11 protein-coding genes are annotated in these 15,545 nt (G+C 73.4%); 4 read left to right on the top strand and 7 right to left on the bottom strand.

The features are described from left to right. The first annotated feature begins 16 nt into the window (after positions 1-16). Positions 17-1,492, top strand: coding sequence for an NAD(P)/FAD-dependent oxidoreductase (locus tag ACFY12_RS22975; RefSeq protein ID WP_390717716.1), 1,476 nt, complete (start codon positions 17-19; stop codon positions 1,490-1,492). A gap of 51 nt (positions 1,493-1,543) precedes the next feature. On the opposite strand, the gene ACFY12_RS22970 is transcribed toward ACFY12_RS22975, so the two are convergent. Genes ACFY12_RS22970 through ACFY12_RS22960 form a run of 3 tightly spaced genes read right to left on the bottom strand, consistent with a single transcriptional unit; the run spans position 1,544 to position 7,934 of the window. Then, the gene (locus ACFY12_RS22970) at positions 1,544-3,511 is read right to left on the bottom strand and encodes a helicase-associated domain-containing protein (RefSeq protein ID WP_390717715.1); all 1,968 of its coding nucleotides are present in this window, start codon (positions 3,509-3,511) and stop codon (positions 1,544-1,546) included. Between the two features lie 14 nt (positions 3,512-3,525). Next, positions 3,526-5,058 (bottom strand): SWIM zinc finger family protein, encoded by a 1,533-nt coding sequence (locus ACFY12_RS22965; protein ID WP_390717714.1) that lies wholly within the window; start codon positions 5,056-5,058, stop codon positions 3,526-3,528. After that, entirely contained in the window at positions 5,055-7,934 is a 2,880-nt protein-coding gene (locus tag ACFY12_RS22960; protein ID WP_390717713.1) for a DEAD/DEAH box helicase, read from the bottom strand. Before ACFY12_RS22960 ends, ACFY12_RS22965 begins: the two co-directional genes overlap by 4 nt. A 358-nt stretch (positions 7,935-8,292) precedes the next feature. Between ACFY12_RS22960 and ACFY12_RS22955 the strand changes: the two genes are divergently transcribed. Continuing rightward, complete coding sequence (locus tag ACFY12_RS22955; RefSeq protein ID WP_390717712.1) at positions 8,293-9,927, top strand: UvrD-helicase domain-containing protein; 1,635 nt, start codon at positions 8,293-8,295, stop codon at positions 9,925-9,927. A 6-nt stretch (positions 9,928-9,933) separates the two neighbouring features. Then, positions 9,934-10,248 carry a DUF6343 family protein gene (locus ACFY12_RS22950; protein ID WP_390717711.1) on the top strand — a complete coding sequence of 105 codons (315 nt, stop codon included), beginning with the start codon at positions 9,934-9,936 and terminating at the stop codon, positions 10,246-10,248. Positions 10,249-10,264: 16 nt separating this feature from the next. On the opposite strand, the gene ACFY12_RS22945 is transcribed toward ACFY12_RS22950, so the two are convergent. The 4 genes from ACFY12_RS22945 to rpsA all read right to left on the bottom strand — a co-directional run bounded on the left by ACFY12_RS22945 (position 10,265) and on the right by rpsA (position 14,237). Further along, positions 10,265-10,657 carry a tetratricopeptide repeat protein gene (locus tag ACFY12_RS22945; protein WP_390717710.1) on the bottom strand — a complete coding sequence of 131 codons (393 nt, stop codon included), beginning with the start codon at positions 10,655-10,657 and terminating at the stop codon, positions 10,265-10,267. A gap of 157 nt (positions 10,658-10,814) precedes the next feature. Further along, positions 10,815-11,405 carry a dephospho-CoA kinase gene (gene coaE, locus ACFY12_RS22940; RefSeq protein WP_390717709.1) on the bottom strand — a complete coding sequence of 197 codons (591 nt, stop codon included), beginning with the start codon at positions 11,403-11,405 and terminating at the stop codon, positions 10,815-10,817. 73 nt (positions 11,406-11,478) lie between these two features. After that, a complete protein-coding gene (locus tag ACFY12_RS22935; protein ID WP_390717708.1) occupies positions 11,479-12,432 on the bottom strand; it encodes a PAC2 family protein in 954 nt (317 codons plus the stop codon). Positions 12,433-12,722: 290 nt separating this feature from the next. Next, positions 12,723-14,237, bottom strand: coding sequence for a 30S ribosomal protein S1 (gene rpsA, locus ACFY12_RS22930; protein ID WP_390717707.1), 1,515 nt, complete (start codon positions 14,235-14,237; stop codon positions 12,723-12,725). Positions 14,238-14,611: 374 nt separating this feature from the next. Here rpsA and ACFY12_RS22925 point away from each other — a divergent pair, with 374 nt between their 5' ends. Beyond that, positions 14,612-15,433: a class I SAM-dependent methyltransferase gene (locus ACFY12_RS22925; protein WP_390717706.1), complete on the top strand. Its 822-nt coding sequence runs from the start codon at positions 14,612-14,614 to the stop codon at positions 15,431-15,433. The last annotated feature ends 112 nt before the right edge of the window (positions 15,434-15,545 follow it).

The following is a 15,545-nucleotide window of genomic DNA, read 5'->3' as shown; positions in this document are numbered from 1 at the left end:
GAGAAAGGGAGCGCCCATGAACGCGCCGAGCAGTACGAACAGCAGCGGGCTGCAGTTCCTCCACCCGCACCTCGCCGTGGTGCTCGGCGGCGGCTTCACCGGCATGCTCGCCGCCGCGGCGCTCGCCGGGCACGCCGACGTCATCGTCGTCGAGCGCGAACGGCTGCCGCGGACTCCCGCCCTGCCCACGGACCTTCCGCAGGCCCGGCACGCCCATCTGCTCGCCGCCGACGGCGCCCGGAAGGTCGATGCCGTGCTGCCCGGGAGCATCGAGCAGTGGCTCGCCGAGGGCGCCCGACGGGTCCCGATGCCGGCCGAACTCGCCGCCCACTCACCGCTGGCCCGGTTAGGCCGCCGGCGTCTGCCGTACCTGATCGCCTGCTCCCGTGACCTCCTCGACCGGGTCATCCGCCGGCAGGTTCCCGCCCTCCCCGGCGTCACCGTCCTCGACGGAACCGAAGCGGAAGGACTGACCGGCACCGCGGAACACATCACGGGGGTACGCGTCCGGGACACCACGTCCGGGGAAACGTATCGGCTCGACGCCGACCTCGTCGTCGACGCCACCGGCCGGCACTCCACCACCCAGGACCGGCTGCGGGCCATGGGACTGCCCAGCGCCGCCGAGGACGTCGCGGACTCCGGGACGGTCTCGGCGACCCGGATCTTCCGCGCCCCCGACCGCTTGCGGCACCTGCCGGTGCTGACCTCCCGCTCGGTCCGCAGCGCCCCGTCCCCCAAGCTCTCGGCTCCGCTCGAGCAGGGAGGCGCCCCCCTCGCGCACACCGGTCCGCCGCGCGGGGTGCCCGCCGCGACGGCCACCCTCGTCCCCATCGAGGGCGGCCGCTGGCTGGTCACCCTCACCGGCACCGGGGACGACCGGCCGACCGAACACGCCCGGCGGTTCGTGCCGTTCGCCCGCCGCACGGGCAACTCCACCATCGGCGACCTGATCGCCGGCGCCGAGCCGCTGAGCGAGGTGCGGCTGTCCCGCGACACCTCCAGCCGACGGCGCCGCTACGACCAACTGCCCGCCTGGCCCACGGGCTTCGTCGCGCTCGGCGGCGCCGTGGTCTCCCTGACTCCCGATTTCGGCCAGGGCCTTTCCATCGCCGCCCACAGCGCCGCGGCCCTCCGTACGGCGCTCCGCCGGCACGGCATGGACGATCCGGCCCTCGCCCGGAGGGTGCAGCGTGCCATCGGCCGCCTCGTGCACGAACCCTGGGTCCTGACCACCGGAGAGGCCCTCCGCTCCCCCTCCGCCGCCCGCCCCGCCGTCTGCCGCGCCTACGCCGATGTCGTCACCCCGTCCGTCCGCACGGCTCGCTTCCTGCCGCGCCCGGCGGCGCTGCGCCTGCTGCGGAGCACGGCACGGATCCGCCCGGCGCGAGGTGGCTCCGCGGGCTGGGAGACACCCCCGATATCCCTCCAGCCGCCCCTGCCCAGCACGAACGAACCCTCCTCGGCCACCGGGCCGTGGCCTCCTGCCTAGGCCCACCTGCCGTCTGGGCCCTGGCCTGGGCCGGTGGGGATCCGGAGGCCGTCATCCGGAGGCCGTCAACGGGTCGGGTACGGCCGTCCCGCCCGTCCCCTGGGGGTGCGCGGGGAGCCCCAGGAGCCGGTGGGCGAGCGCGAGCGGTGCCTGCCGGTCGCGGGTGGGCGCGGCGGCGTGGGTGCGGTGCGCGGGGAGGCGTTCGACGGTCGTGGTGCCGGTGTCGGATTCCAGGGCGGGTGCGTAGCCGGCGGCACGCAGGGCGTCCAGGGTGGCGGCCGGCGGACGGCCGCTGACCAGGACGGTCGGTGCGACGACGCGCAGCACGAGGTCGCGCAGGGCACGGTGGGCGGCGAGCTCCTTGATCAGAGTTTCGTCGTCGGAGCGGACGCAGCAGGCGGCGGGCAGGACCCGCATCCGGCCGTGGGCACGGGCGGCGTCCTGGACGAGGTAGCGCAGCGGCTGCGGCAGGGCGCCGGTCGCCGAGGCGCGGGTGAGGTCGCCGAGGAGGGTGTCGGCGGTGTGCCCGGCATCCAGCGCACGGCGTACGGAGGCGGGGGTGAAGCGCCAGGTGACGGCGTGCCCCTCGGACTCGCGGTCGGCCGCGGAGGCGAGCAGTCCGTCGAGCGGGGCGGCCGGGCGGCCGGGGACCACGGCGGTCAGATCGGCCTGGAAGTGGGCCTGTTCGAGCGGCGGCGGGAGCAGGTCGGTGAGCGCCGCGTCGAGGGAGTGCGGGTCGGCGAGCAGCGCCCGTCCCAGCGGGGTGAGTGTGCCGTGGGCGACCAGGCCCAGGCAGGCGGCCTCGTGGAGGGTGTGGGCGGCACGCTCCTCGGCCATCGGCTGGTGGGTGACAGCGAGGGGGCGGTGCCAGTCCGCGGCCCGCAGGAGGGCGTGCAGCGGGGCGTCGGCGGTCCGCGCGCCCTGCTCCGGCCACGGCTCCCGTGAGGGTGATGCGGTGACCGACAGGGGTGGGAGGGGGGCTCCGGCGCCGAGGGGGACGGTCGCCAGGGCGGCGAGGAGGGCGTACCGGAGGGCCGGTGCGTGCCGGTCGTGACCGCGAACCAGCGCGGTCGGGGTCTCCCCGAAGGGGGTATGGGTGGGGATGTCCCAGAGGTCGGACCAGGCTGCCAGCACGGGGGCGAGGCGCCGGCCGGACGGACGGGCCAGCCAGTCGTCGTAGGCGCTGGTGGGCAGGGCCGTGATGCCGGCCGGGGTGCGGGTCAGGGCGATCAGGCCGGCGGCGAGGGTGAGGTCGAGGAGGAGCCGGGTGTGCGGTTCGGTGGCGCCGGCCGCCTTGGCCAGCCGCTTGATCTCCCGTACGGTCAGGCCGCCCGACTTGCGCAGCGCGGCGGGCTGCGCGGCGAGGGAGGCCAGCAGGCGCTCCAGGGTGGCGGAGAGGGCGGCCGCCGCGGCCCGGGACTCATCGTGCGGTGACGTCACGGGGGCCGGTCCGGTGAGCCCCTCGGGTGCGGCGGTGGCCTCCGGGGCGGGACGCGGGGCGTCCGGGAGGAACGGGCCGAGGTCGTGGGCGGCCAGGAGTTGCGGGGCGCGGGGCGGGACGACGACGGCGCCGTCCTCGGCCGGGGCGGCGAGTCCGGTCTCGTAGAGGGCCCGCAGGGCGGCTTCGGCGGCATCGCGGGCGGGCCCCGTGGCGTCGAGGGCGGCGAAGACGTCCTCGGGCGGGACGGGGGCGGTGGCCATGTGGGCGAAGGACAGGCGGTGCGCCATCAGGGACTGGTAGTCGGCTCCCGGGGCGGGCGCGGCGGGGCCGGGGGCGTCCTGCGCGGCGCGCTCCTGGCTGATGCGGGCGGTGGTGGCGAGCACCTGCAGCCCGGGGTGATCGAGGTGCAGCACCAGGTGGTGGAGGGTTTCGTAGGACCACAACGCGCTTGCCAGGCCGCGCAGTTCGGTGGGCGCGGGGCGGCGGGAGAGCGGCTCGGCATGGCGGGTGAGGAGCGCGGCGAGCTGCTCGGGGGTGCGCTGGGCGAGGGACCGGGTGAGTGTGTCGAGACCTTCCACGGCCTTGAGGCTAGTCATCGCGCGAGGAGGGTGGTCAGGGCGCCCACCGGGTCGGCGTCGGCGGCCCCGGCGGGCCACCAGTCCCCGGCGCCGGGCTCGGACTCGTAGGGGTACCAGCGGTTGTCGTGGCCGAAGCGGAGCTGGATGCCGCGGTCCGGGTCGGTGAGGTGGTTGTGGTGCGGGCGCAGGGCGGGGAGGCCCGCGGCCAGGAGGGCGCTGCGGGCCCGGTCGAAGTCGCCGGCCGGGGGGTTCCATGAGGCGTCCAGGAGGGCGAGGCCTTCGGGGCCGCCCTGCCGCCAGGCGGCCACGGAGCGGGCCACGTCCGTGGCGGATCGGCCGGTGGCCGCCGCGAGGTCGCGGTAGAGGACGCGGGTGGCGGAGGTCAGTCCCGCGGTGGGGTGGGCGGTGGCGGCCAGGCGGATGGCGTCCTGCCGGGGAGGGAGGTCCGGGAACGGGCTGGGGTGGTCCGGCGGCCCGCCACCGAGGGCCGGGGGTGCGGCCGCGGAGACACAGGCGTGGGCGCGGACCGCGGCGTCGGCGGCCAGGAGTTCGAGCATGGCGGGGTCGAAGGGGAGGCCTTCGCCGTCCGGGAGGGCGGGCGGCTGGCCGGGGTGCGGGGGCACCGGCAGGGGCGGCGGGAGCGGCGGCCGGGCGCGGTCGGCGAGAGCCACGCGGGCGAGGACGCCGGACGGCGCGGGCGTCCCCGGTTCCGCTGCCGTCCGCGGTTCCGCGGGCTCCCCGGGGGCGGCTCCGGAGGCCGCGGCCGCTTCCCCGGCAGCGGTGCGTACGGTTCCCGGTGTTCCTGGCGTTCCCGGTGTTCGCGGTCTTCCCGGTCTTCCCCGTGTTCCTTCGGTTCCCTGCCCGCCGGTGGCCGGTCGCGTGGCGGTGTGCGGGTACGCGCGGGCTTCGCGGGTGCTCAGGGCGGCGTTGCGGCGGGAGAGGTCGTCGAGGAGTTCACGTTCGCCCCGGCCGCGCATCAGCAGCAGGACGAAGGGGTCCGCGTCCAGGAGTCTGGCCACCTGGAAGCAGAGCGCGGCGGCGTGCTTGCAGGGCCGTCCGTCATCGGGGCACGAGCACCGGGGGACCAGGTCGCCCGGCCCCGGCAGGAGGCGCTCCTCGCGTTCGGCCAGCGCCCGGGGCAGCTTCTTGGCCAGCAGGTCGGTGAGCCGGCCGGGCTCCGCGGCGATCGCCTCCAGAAGGCTGTGCCACTCCTGGTCGGTGAGGGTTCTGAGACGGATTTCGGCGAGGTAGGGGCGGGGGCGGCTGCCGCGTACGGTGGCGATGACCCGGCCCGGGGTGACAGTGATGGTGTCGACATGGCCGTCGCGGGCGTACGTCCGGCCACGGGCGAGCCGGGCGCTGTCGAGGGCGGTGGTCTCCAGCGCGTCCAGCCAGGCGCTTCCCCACCACGATTCGGCGAACAGCCCCCGGGCACCGGGTCTGGCCGGCAGGGGCGGGAAGGTACGGGAGCGGTCCGCGCGGACCGTCCGGTCCGCCGCGGCGGCGCGGCCCTGGGTGGGGCGGCCCAGGGTGGGGCGCGGGGTCATCCGGGCCTCCTCAGGGAGACGAGATCGGCCAGCTCGGCATCGGACAGTTCGGTGAACGCCGTCTCTCCCCCGGAGAGCACGGCGTCGGCGAGCGCCCTTTTGGCGCCGAGGAGTTGGGCGATGTTGTCCTCGACCGTGCCCTCGGCGATCAGGCGGTGGACCTGGACGGGCTGGGTCTGACCGATCCGGTAGGCGCGGTCGGTGGCCTGCTCCTCCACCGCCGGGTTCCACCAGCGGTCGTAGTGGATCACATGTCCGGCGCGGGTGAGGTTCAGCCCGGTCCCCGCCGCCTTCAGGGACAGCAGGAAGACCGGCGTCTGCCCGGCCTGGAAGCGGTCGACCATCCTCTCCCGTTCGGCGACGGGGGTCCCGCCGTGCAGCAGCTGGACCGGGACGCCGCGCGTCCCCAGATGCCGTTCGAGCAGCCGCGCCATGTCCACGTACTGGGTGAAGACCAAGGTGGCGCCGCCCTCGGCGAGGATGGTGTCCAGGAGTTCGTCGAGCAGCTGGAGCTTCCCGGAGCGGGCGGCCAGGCCCGGTGCGGCCTCCTTGAGGTACTGCGCGGGGTGGTTGCAGATCTGTTTGAGGGCCGTGAGCAGCTTCATGACCAGGCCGCGGCGCGCGATGCCCTCGGCGGTCTCGATCCGGGTGAGGGTTTCCCGGACCACGGCCTGGTACAGCGCGGCCTGTTCGCGGCCCAGCGCCACCGGGTGGTCCGTCTCGGTCTTGGGCGGCAGTTCGGGCACGATGCCGGGATCGGACTTCTTGCGGCGCAGGATGAACGGGCGGACCAGCCTGGCCAGCCGCTCGGCGGCCTCCGGGGCCTCGCCTCCTTCCACCTCGCGGGCGTGGAGCGCGCGGAACGTCTTCAACGGGCCGAGGAGTCCCGGGGTCGTCCAGTCCAGGAGCGCCCACAGCTCGGAGAGGTTGTTCTCGACCGGTGTGCCGGTGAGGGCGATCCGGGCCGGGGCCCGGATACCGCGCAGTGCCTTGGCCGTCGAGGAGCGCGGGTTCTTCACGTGCTGGGCCTCGTCGGCGACGACCCACGCCCAGGTGCGGGCGGCCAGTTGGGCGGCGCTGCTGCGCATCGTCCCGTAGGTGGTCAGGACGAAGCCGCCGGCCAGGCCGTCGAGGCTGCGGCCGGTGCCGTGGAAGCGGCGTACGGGCGTACCCGGGGCGAAGCGCTCGATCTCGCGCTGCCAGTTGCCGAGGAGCGAGGCGGGGCAGACCACGAGCACCGGTTCCGTGGGGCGCCGGTGCTGATGGAGCGCGATGACGGTGAGGGTCTTGCCCAGGCCCATGTCGTCGGCGAGGCAGCCGCCGAGGCCGGCGGAGGTCATGGTGTCGAGCCAGGTCATGCCCCGTAGCTGGTAGTCGCGGAGGGTTGCCCGCAGGCCGGGCGGCTGGGGCAGGGTGCGGGTCCGGGCGGTGAGGCGGCCGCGGAGCGCGGCGAGCGCCCCCAGGGGCACCACCTCGACCTCCTCGCCGTCCACCTCCGCGGTGCCGTTGAGCGTCGCGGCGAGGGCATCGGCCGGTTCCAGATAGCCCAGTTCACGCTTACGGGCCTTGCGTACGAGCCCGGGGTCGACCAGGACCCACTGGTCGCGCAGTCTGACGACGGGCCGGTGCGCCTCGGCGAGGGCGTCCATCTCCGCCTCCGTGAGCGGCACCCCGTCCATCGCCACCTGCCAGCGGAACCGGGCCAGTTCGCGGGTGTCGAAGAAGCCGAAACCGTCCGCGGCGGAGCCCGGCGCCGGGCGCAGCACCGCCGTCGCGGTCAGCCCGCGAGCCAGCTCCCTGGGCCAGTGGACGGCCACTCCCGCGGCGCGCAGGCGGGGCGCGGCGTCCCCCAGCAGCTCGGACAACTCGTCCTCACCGAGGGGCAGTACGTCGGGGACCGGCCGCTCCAGGAGGTGGGCGAGCGGCGCCCAGACGCGGGCGGCGCGGCGCAGCGCCAGGAGGGTGTCGACGCGGGCGCGCGGCCCGAAGTGGTCGGGGCCCACCCCCTCCCACAGGGCGCCGGCGTCGGCCACCAGCGTCGGGTCGGTGAGGCTCTGCACCTGCAGGACCGCGGCCGCCGCACCGTGCTCGCCGCTCCCGCCGTACCCGGATTCCTCTCCCCTGTCGAAGAGCTTGTGCGCTGCGAGATCGAGACGCAGGGAGAGCCGCACCCCGGCGTCGGCACCGGCCGCGACCTCGGCGGCCCATTCCCGGGCGCCCGGGAGGTGCTGGGGCTCGGTCGCGGCGAACGGCGCGCCGGCCACGAGTCCGGCCGCGGGCGTGCGCGGCAGGGCGTCGACGACCGCGTCCACGTAGTGCCGCACCAGAACCCCGGGGTCGTGCAACTGGAGCGGACGACTGCCGGGCAGCGGCACGGCGTAGGCCTCGGCGGGCATGGCGGCGGCGATGGCACGCAGGTGTGCGAGGTCTTCCGGGTCGAGCGGCCCGGCGCGCCAGGCATCGGCGTCATCGCTGGTCAGCCCCGGCAGCAGGCGGCCGCGCGCGGCGAGCTGCAGCGCGTGCAGGGTGGCCGCGCCCCAGCAGCGGGCGGCCGGGTCGGCGGCCGGGTCGTGCCGGGCCCGGATCAGCAGCGGTACGGCCTCGGCGAGCGGGAGCAGCACGGCCGGGACCGTACGGGCCCGCGCCCCCTTGCCGTGACGGCGGGCGACGGTCAGCCGGCCGGCCTCCACCGCCCCGTCCTCGCCCGGTACCGCTCTGTCTCCTCCCCGGGGCGCGGCCTCCGGGAGCGGACCGTCGTCGGGGCGCCAGAGAGCGATCCGCCCGGCGCGCGGCAGCCGGTCGGGCAGAAAGACCGCGGCGCAGCGGGCCATCGCGCTGTATCCGCTGTATCCGGCACCCTCCTCCGGCCCTGTCATCCCATCCCCCGTTTTCCGGCCGCCCATCCTCCGGCCTGCGAGTCTACGGTCGTCCCCATACGCGTCCCCGGCCCTCCCGCCGCTCGCTCACCACTCCTCCCGCTCCGCTCTCGCGGACTGCCGCGGCAGTCCGTCCCGCGCATGCGTTCACTGGAATTCGATGGAAGCAGACGGCACTGACAACGCGCCCCGGACTTCCTCCCGCGCAAGCGCCGGAGGGCCGGAGAGCCGGAGAGCCGGAGAGTCGGAGTTATCCACAGGCCGCAGAAGTTTTCTCGCGCTCCCGCCACAATCCGTTACCGTCAGTGACGGATTCACTCTCGGTAATCAACGAGTCGACGCAGGTAAGGAGCCACGCATGACCACGCACTCCACTCACTCCACCCACATCCCCAACCCCCACCGCACACCCACGCCCGAACAGCACGCCGCGGCGGAGGCCTTCCCCACCGGCGCCCACCTCGTGATCCAGGCCGGCGCCGGCACGGGCAAGACCACGACCCTCGCGATGCTTGCGCACTCGGCGCGGCGGCAGGGCCGGCTCGGCCGCTATATCGCCTTCAACAGAGCCGTCGCCCGGCACGCCGCCCGGGAATTCCCCGCCGAGGTGGCCTGCGGAACGGCCCACGCCCTCGCCTACACCGCCGTGGGCCGGAAGTACCGGGCGCGGATGAACGCCCCACGGCAGGCCGGCTGGCGCACCGGCGCGGCGTTGGGTATCGACGACGGCATGTCCGTCCGGATCGGCGCCCGCAAGGTCGACAACAAGGCGCTCTCCCACACGGTCCTGCGTACCGTCACCCGCTTCTGCCAGTCGGCGGACAGCAAGATCGCCGCCCACCACGTCCCGCCGTTGCGCGGAGCCGAGTCTCCGCCGCTGCACGCCGCCCTCGCCGACCTCGTCCTCCCCTTCGCGCACAAGGCCTGGGCCGATCTGCAGCATCCGGACCACGGCGCCGTCCGCTTCGAGCACGACCACTACCTGAAGATGTGGGCGCTGAGCGCCCCCGTCATCCCGGCGGACTTCCTGCTGCTGGACGAGGCGCAGGACACCAACCCGGTGGTCGAGCAAGTCGTCACGGCCCAACGCGACCACGCCCAGCTCGTCCTGGTCGGGGACTCCGCACAGGCCATCTACGGCTGGCGCGGCGCGCGGGACGTGATGACCGGATTCGACGGCAGACAGCTCAGCCTCTCCCACTCCTTCCGCTTCGGACCGGCACTGGCCGCCGAGGCCAACCGCTGGCTGACGATCGTCGGCGCACCGATCCGGCTCACGGGTTCCCCCTGCCGGGAGACGGAGTTACGCCCGCTCCGTGCGCCGGAAGCCATCCTGTGCCGGACGAACGTGGGGGCGATGGTCGAAGTGATACGGCAGCTGGACGCGGACCGCCGGGTCGCGCTCGCCGGCGGCGGCGAGGCACTGAGCGCCCTCGCCCGCGCCGCGCACGATCTCGAGGCCGGCCGCCGCACCACCCATCCCGAGCTGACGCTCTTCGAGACCTGGCCGGAACTCCGCGAGTACGCCGAGTCCGACCCGGCCGGCCGGGATCTGCTGCCGCTGCTGGAGCTCGTCGACGAACACGGCACGGCATCCCTCCTGCGCGCGCTGGACCGGCTCTCTCCCGAGGACTCCGCCGAGGTGACGGTGTCCACGGCGCACCGTGCCAAGGGCCGGGAGTGGGCGAGTGTACGCATCGCGGACGACTTCACCGGCCCTGACGACCTCGACGAACACGACGCGGACGGGGCACCGCTCCCCGGGCCGGTCGACATCGACGAGGCCCGTCTGGCGTATGTCGCCGTCACCCGCGCCCGGTCACTGTTCGACATCGGCGGGCTGTCCTGGATCAACAGCCACCCGGCCGGCGACCCGCATCCCCCGGAGGGCAGCCGAGGACATCGAGAACATGACGAATCCGGACGACGGACAGGGGCCGGAGCGACACGTGACGAGCGGCCCGGCCGGGAGGATCCTGGAGATGGGAGATGAGTGCCGATGCGTACGGGAGATGAGCCCCTGCACGCGCGCAGCCCGCTGAGACTGCGCTGTGGGCTGGCGCTATGGGGCTTGCTGTGGGCCATCGCCGGGGCCGTGTTCTTCGCCGACGCCGGCCGGCCGGAGTGGGCAGCGGCGTGTGCCGCCTTGGCCGTGGTGGCGGCGACGGACCTGGTCGTGGTGGTCCGCCACATCCGCCAGGGACCGCACTACCAGCCCGGTCGGGACATACCTCCGTACGAGCCCGACCGCGGCCGGAACGACGCGTTCGGCATACGGAACGACCCCAGCCGCCGACGCGGTACCAGACCGTAACGGAGTGGCGCGCTCCCTAGGCGCTGTGTCCGCCGTCGCCGGGGGCGTCGCGCACGAAGCGGGCCGCGCGGATGAACTCCGGTCGTGGTTCGAGGGCGGCGGCCAGCCGGAAGTGGCGCAACGCCTCGTCGGAGCGGTTGGCGCGCTCCAGGGTGCGGCCGAGTGCGAAGTGGGCGAAAGCGTTGTCCGGCTCACGCTCCAGCACGATCTGGAACTCGAGTTCCGCCGGACGGAGTTGGGCGGCGAGAAAGAAGGCACGGGCACGCAGCAGCCGGGCCGCGGTGTTCTCGGGGTGTGCCGTGATGACAGAGTCCAGCAAGCGGATCGCGCCACGTGGGTCGCGGGCCGCCAACAGCTGCTCTGCGGCGCGGAAGTCGATGACATGCGTCTCGGGACTGCGCTCGGGCACTGCCTGCTCCTCTCGTACGCCGCCGCCGGTGCCTTACAGCCGGGGAGGCATGCGTCAACGACGGACCGTACGGCGTTACTGCGGCCACAACAATCCCCACGGACGCGGCATTCCCGAGCACAGGCTTGCGGGGCCGACGGCGGGACAGTACCCGGCGTCAGGCCTCCCGCAGGCGCTCCCATACGGCGCGGACCTGGGGTTCCAGGTCCTCCAGTGGACCGTCGTTGTCGATGACGAGGTCCGCGACGGCCAGCCGCTGTTCGCGGGTCGCCTGGGCCGCCATCCGGGCCTTCGCCTCGTCCTCCGCCATACCGCGCAACCGCACCAGCCGGTCCAGCTGGGTCCGCGGGGCGGCATCGACCACGACCACCAGGTCGTACAGCGGCGCCAGGCCGTTCTCCGCCAGCAGCGGCACGTCATGGACCACCACGGCGTCCGTTCCGGCCGCCGCTTCGAGCGCGGCCGATCGTGCACCCACCAGCGGGTGCACGATCGCGTTCAGCGCCTTGCGTCTCTCGGGGTCGGCGAACACGATGGCACCCAGCTTGGGCCGGTCCAGGGTTCCCTCGGGCGTGAGGACGCCGTCCCCGAACTCCTCGACCACCGCCGCCAGTCCGGGGGTCCCCGGCTCGACGACCTCGCGTGCGATCACGTCCGCGTCCACGATCACCGCGCCGTACGACGCCAGCAACCGCGAAACCTCACTCTTGCCCGCACCGATGCCGCCGGTCAGCCCCACCTTCACCATGGGCCCACGCTATACGGCCCTCCGGGGCGGCCGATGCCCGGGAGAGCGGCCGCCAGGGCAGCACCGGCCCGTTTCAGCGCCCGTCCCCGCCGCCGTCGCCCTCTCGTTCCGCCAGAAAGCGCTCGAATTCCCTCCCGATCTCGTCGGCAGACGGGAGCTCCACCGGCTCGGCCACCAGGTTGCCCCGGGTCTCCGCACCGGCCACCGCGTCGTACTGGTGCTCAAGCCCGCTGACCAGGGCGACCAGCTCCTCGTCGCCCTCCGAGATCTGCCGCTCGATCTCCTCCTGAGTCCTCAGCGCCTCCGTCCGCAGCGCATGGGCCGCACCGGGCAGCACCAGCCCGGTCGCGGCCGTCACCGCCTCCAGGGCGGTCAGCGCGGCATCCGGATAGGCGGACCGGGCGATGTAGTGCGGCACATGAGCGGCCACGCCCAGGACGTCGTGCCCCGCCTCGGCCAGCCGGAACTCGATCAGCGCCTCCGCGCTGCCGGGCACCTGGGCCTCGTCGAAGAAACTGGCGTGCCCCGGCATCAGGTCGGTGCGGTTGCCGTGCGGGGTGATGCCCACGGGACGGGTGTGCGGGACGCCCATGGGGATCCCGTGGAAGTTCACCGAGAGGCGCACCCCGAGCCGCTCCACGATCTGCTGCACGGCGGCCGCGAAGCGCTCCCACTCGACGTCCGGCTCGGGTCCGGACAGCAGCAGGAACGGCGCGCCGGTGGTGTCGCGCACCAGCCGCAGCTCGATGCGCGGAGTCTCGTACGCCGTCCAGCGGTCGCGTTCGAAGGTGAGCAGCGGACGGCGGGCGCGGTAGTCGACGAGGCGGTCGTGGTCGAAGCGTGCGACGACCTCGTTCGGCAGGCCGTCGAGCAGCCGGCGCACGATCTGGTCGCCGGTCTCGCCGGCGTCGATGTACCCGTCGAAGTGGTACAGCAACACCAGTCCGGCGGAGTCCCTGGAAGCGAGCGCCTCGACCTCGGCGAGCCCGCTCGGCACCCACGCGTACAAACTCTGGGGATCCAACACAGTGACCGCTCCTCCTCGTTCTCATGAACGCCAACGCACGATCACCCGCAGGCATTCCCGGTCCGGGACACGCCTCGCCCCTTTCCGGACACGCTGCCCGCGCCACGAGCAAGGAAGTTGGGCACTGCCCGTCCTTCTGCCCGCTCATCGCCGCCGGTCCGGGCGACCGCATCCGCCTCACCGACGGGGCATACGCCGGGAAGCACGACGAAGGCCCGCTCCCCCGGAAGGGAACGGGCCTTCGTCTATCGGCTAGTGCCTAGCGGCGAGCCGCCGCTGTCGGCGCAAGCTCAGCTCTGGCCGCCGGCCAGCTTCTCGCGGAGCGCGGCGAGCGCCTCGTCCGACGCCAGGGCGCCGGAGTTGTCCGCCGACTCCGAGGAGTACGAGCCGCCACCGGCCTGGCCACCGGCCTGGCCGCCGCCCTGGGCCGCCGGCGCCGCAGCGCCCTCGGCCGCAGCCTGCTCGTCGGCCTCGCGGGACTTGATGACCTGGGCCTGGTGCTGCTCGAAGCGCGCCTGGGCCTCAGCGTACTGCTGCTCCCACGCCTCGCGCTGGGCCTCGTAGCCCTCCAGCCAGTCGTTGGTCTCCGGGTCGAAGCCCTCGGGGTAGATGTAGTTGCCCTGGTCGTCGTAGGACGCGGCCATGCCGTACAGGGTCGGGTCGAACTCGACCGCCATCGGGTCGGCACCGAAGGACTCGTTGGCCTGCTTCAGCGAGAGGCTGATGCGACGGCGCTCGAGGTCGATGTCGATGACCTTGACGAAGATCTCGTCGTTGACCTGGACGACCTGCTCCGGGATCTCCACGTGGCGCTCGGCCAGCTCGGAGATGTGGACCAGGCCCTCGATGCCCTCGTCGACACGGACGAACGCACCGAACGGAACGAGCTTGGTGACCTTACCCGGGACGACCTGACCGATCTGGTGGGTCCGGGCGAACTGCTGCCACGGGTCTTCCTGGGTCGCCTTGAGCGACAGGGAGACGCGCTCGCGGTCCATGTCGACGTCCAGGACCTCGACCGTGACCTCCTGGCCGACCTCGACGACCTCGGACGGGTGGTCGATGTGCTTCCAGGACAGCTCGGAGACGTGGACCAGACCGTCGACGCCACCCAGGTCCACGAAGGCACCGAAGTTGACGATGGAGGAGACGACGCCGGAGCGCACCTGGCCCTTCTGCAGGGTGGTGAGGAAGGTCTGGCGGACCTCGCTCTGGGTCTGCTCCAGCCAGGCACGGCGGGACAGGACCACGTTGTTGCGGTTCTTGTCGAGCTCGATGATCTTGGCCTCGAGCTCCTTGCCCACGTAGGGCTGCAGGTCGCGGACGCGGCGCATCTCGACCAGGGAGGCCGGGAGGAAGCCACGGAGGCCGATGTCGAGGATGAGACCACCCTTGACGACCTCGATGACGGTACCGGTGACGATGCCGTCCTCTTCCTTGATCTTCTCGATGGTGCCCCAGGCACGCTCGTACTGGGCGCGCTTCTTCGAGAGGATCAGGCGGCCTTCCTTGTCCTCCTTCTGGAGGACGAGGGCCTCGATCTCGTCACCGACGGCGACGACCTCGTTGGGGTCGACGTCGTGCTTGATCGAGAGCTCACGGCTCGGGATGACGCCTTCGGTCTTGTAACCGATGTCGAGCAGGACCTCGTCCCGGTCGACCTTCACGATGACGCCGTCGACGATGTCGCCGTCGTTGAAGTACTTGATCGTCTCGTCGATCGCGGCGAGGAAGGCTTCCTCGTTACCGATGTCGTTGACCGCAACCTGCGGAGTGGTGGCGGTGGTCTCGGTGCTGCTCGTCATGTGGGAAAGGGCTCCGGTACGGACATTGAAGTCGTAGGTACTGCTACGCCGAGAGCCCGTATCGCTTCTGCATAAGCCGGACAGTGTCAGAGACGCTTTCTCCGGAAGTCCGTGGATGCCGGAGCACTCGGGACGACCCGGAACGCCTCAAAACCGAGAGGTGCATACAGATGCGAGCGCGGCCTGCTCCGTCCGAGGCGCGCAGGCCCGCAGCGCAACTTGTAGCATACGGGGGCAGCCGGACACGGTCAATGCGCGAACGCGTACACCCAGGACAGAACGCCCCATACCTGGCGCACACGGTGTTCCGCAAGGTCGTACGGCCTCACAGCCCTGCGGCTACAAGCACAGCGAAGACTACGACGACAGGCGCGATGAACCAAGACCACGAGCCGGAGGCGACCCGCCGTGACGCCTCGGACACCGAAAGCAGCCGCGCCAACCGGGGCTGGTGGGACAGCAACGCCGACGAGTACCAGAGCGAACACGGCGCGTTCCTCGGAGACGACCGGTTCGTCTGGGGCCCCGAAGGGCTGGACGAGGCGGACGCCGCACTGCTCGGCCCCGCCACCGGACTGAAGGGCCGGCGAGTCCTGGAGATCGGGGCCGGCGCGGCGCAGTGCTCCCGCTGGCTGGCGGCACAGGGCGCGCTCCCGGTGGCGCTCGACATCTCGCACCGGCAGCTCCAGCACGCACTGCGGATCGCCGACGCCACGACGGACGCGGTGACGCAGCTGGTGGAGGCGGACGCCGGGGCCCTGCCGTTCCGGGACGGCAGCTTCGACCTGGCCTGTTCCGCGTACGGCGCGCTGCCGTTCGTCGCGGACCCGGTGCGCGTGCTGCGCGAGGTCCGCCGGGTACTGCGGCCGGGCGGCCGCTTCGTCTTCTCGGTGACCCACCCCATCCGGTGGGCCTTCCCGGACGAGCCGGGCCCCGAGGGGCTGTCGGTCGCGGCCTCGTACTTCGACCGCACGCCGTACGTCGAGCAGGACGCGGCCGGCCGGGCGGTGTACGTCGAGCACCACCGGACACTGGGGGACCGCGTACGGGACGTGGTGACGGCCGGATTCCGGCTGCTGGATCTCGTCGAGCCGGAATGGCCGGAAGGGAACACCCAGGAATGGGGCGGCTGGTCCCCGCTGCGCGGGCATCTGATCCCGGGAACGGCGATCTTCGTGTGCGAGGCGGACGCGTAGCTCCCCGCAGGGGCCGGAGCCGATTCGCGGCGTACGAGGCATGTGTCCGCGCCCGGGGCACGGCGGGGGAAGTCCCGGGGCACAGCGGGGGAAGTGGCGCGGGCCGGCCGGA

It is taken from the genome of Streptomyces sp. NPDC001339, assembly GCF_042895955.1.
Classification (GTDB): Bacteria; Actinomycetota; Actinomycetes; order Streptomycetales; family Streptomycetaceae; genus Streptomyces.
This window is presented reverse-complemented; position numbering and strand designations above follow the sequence as displayed.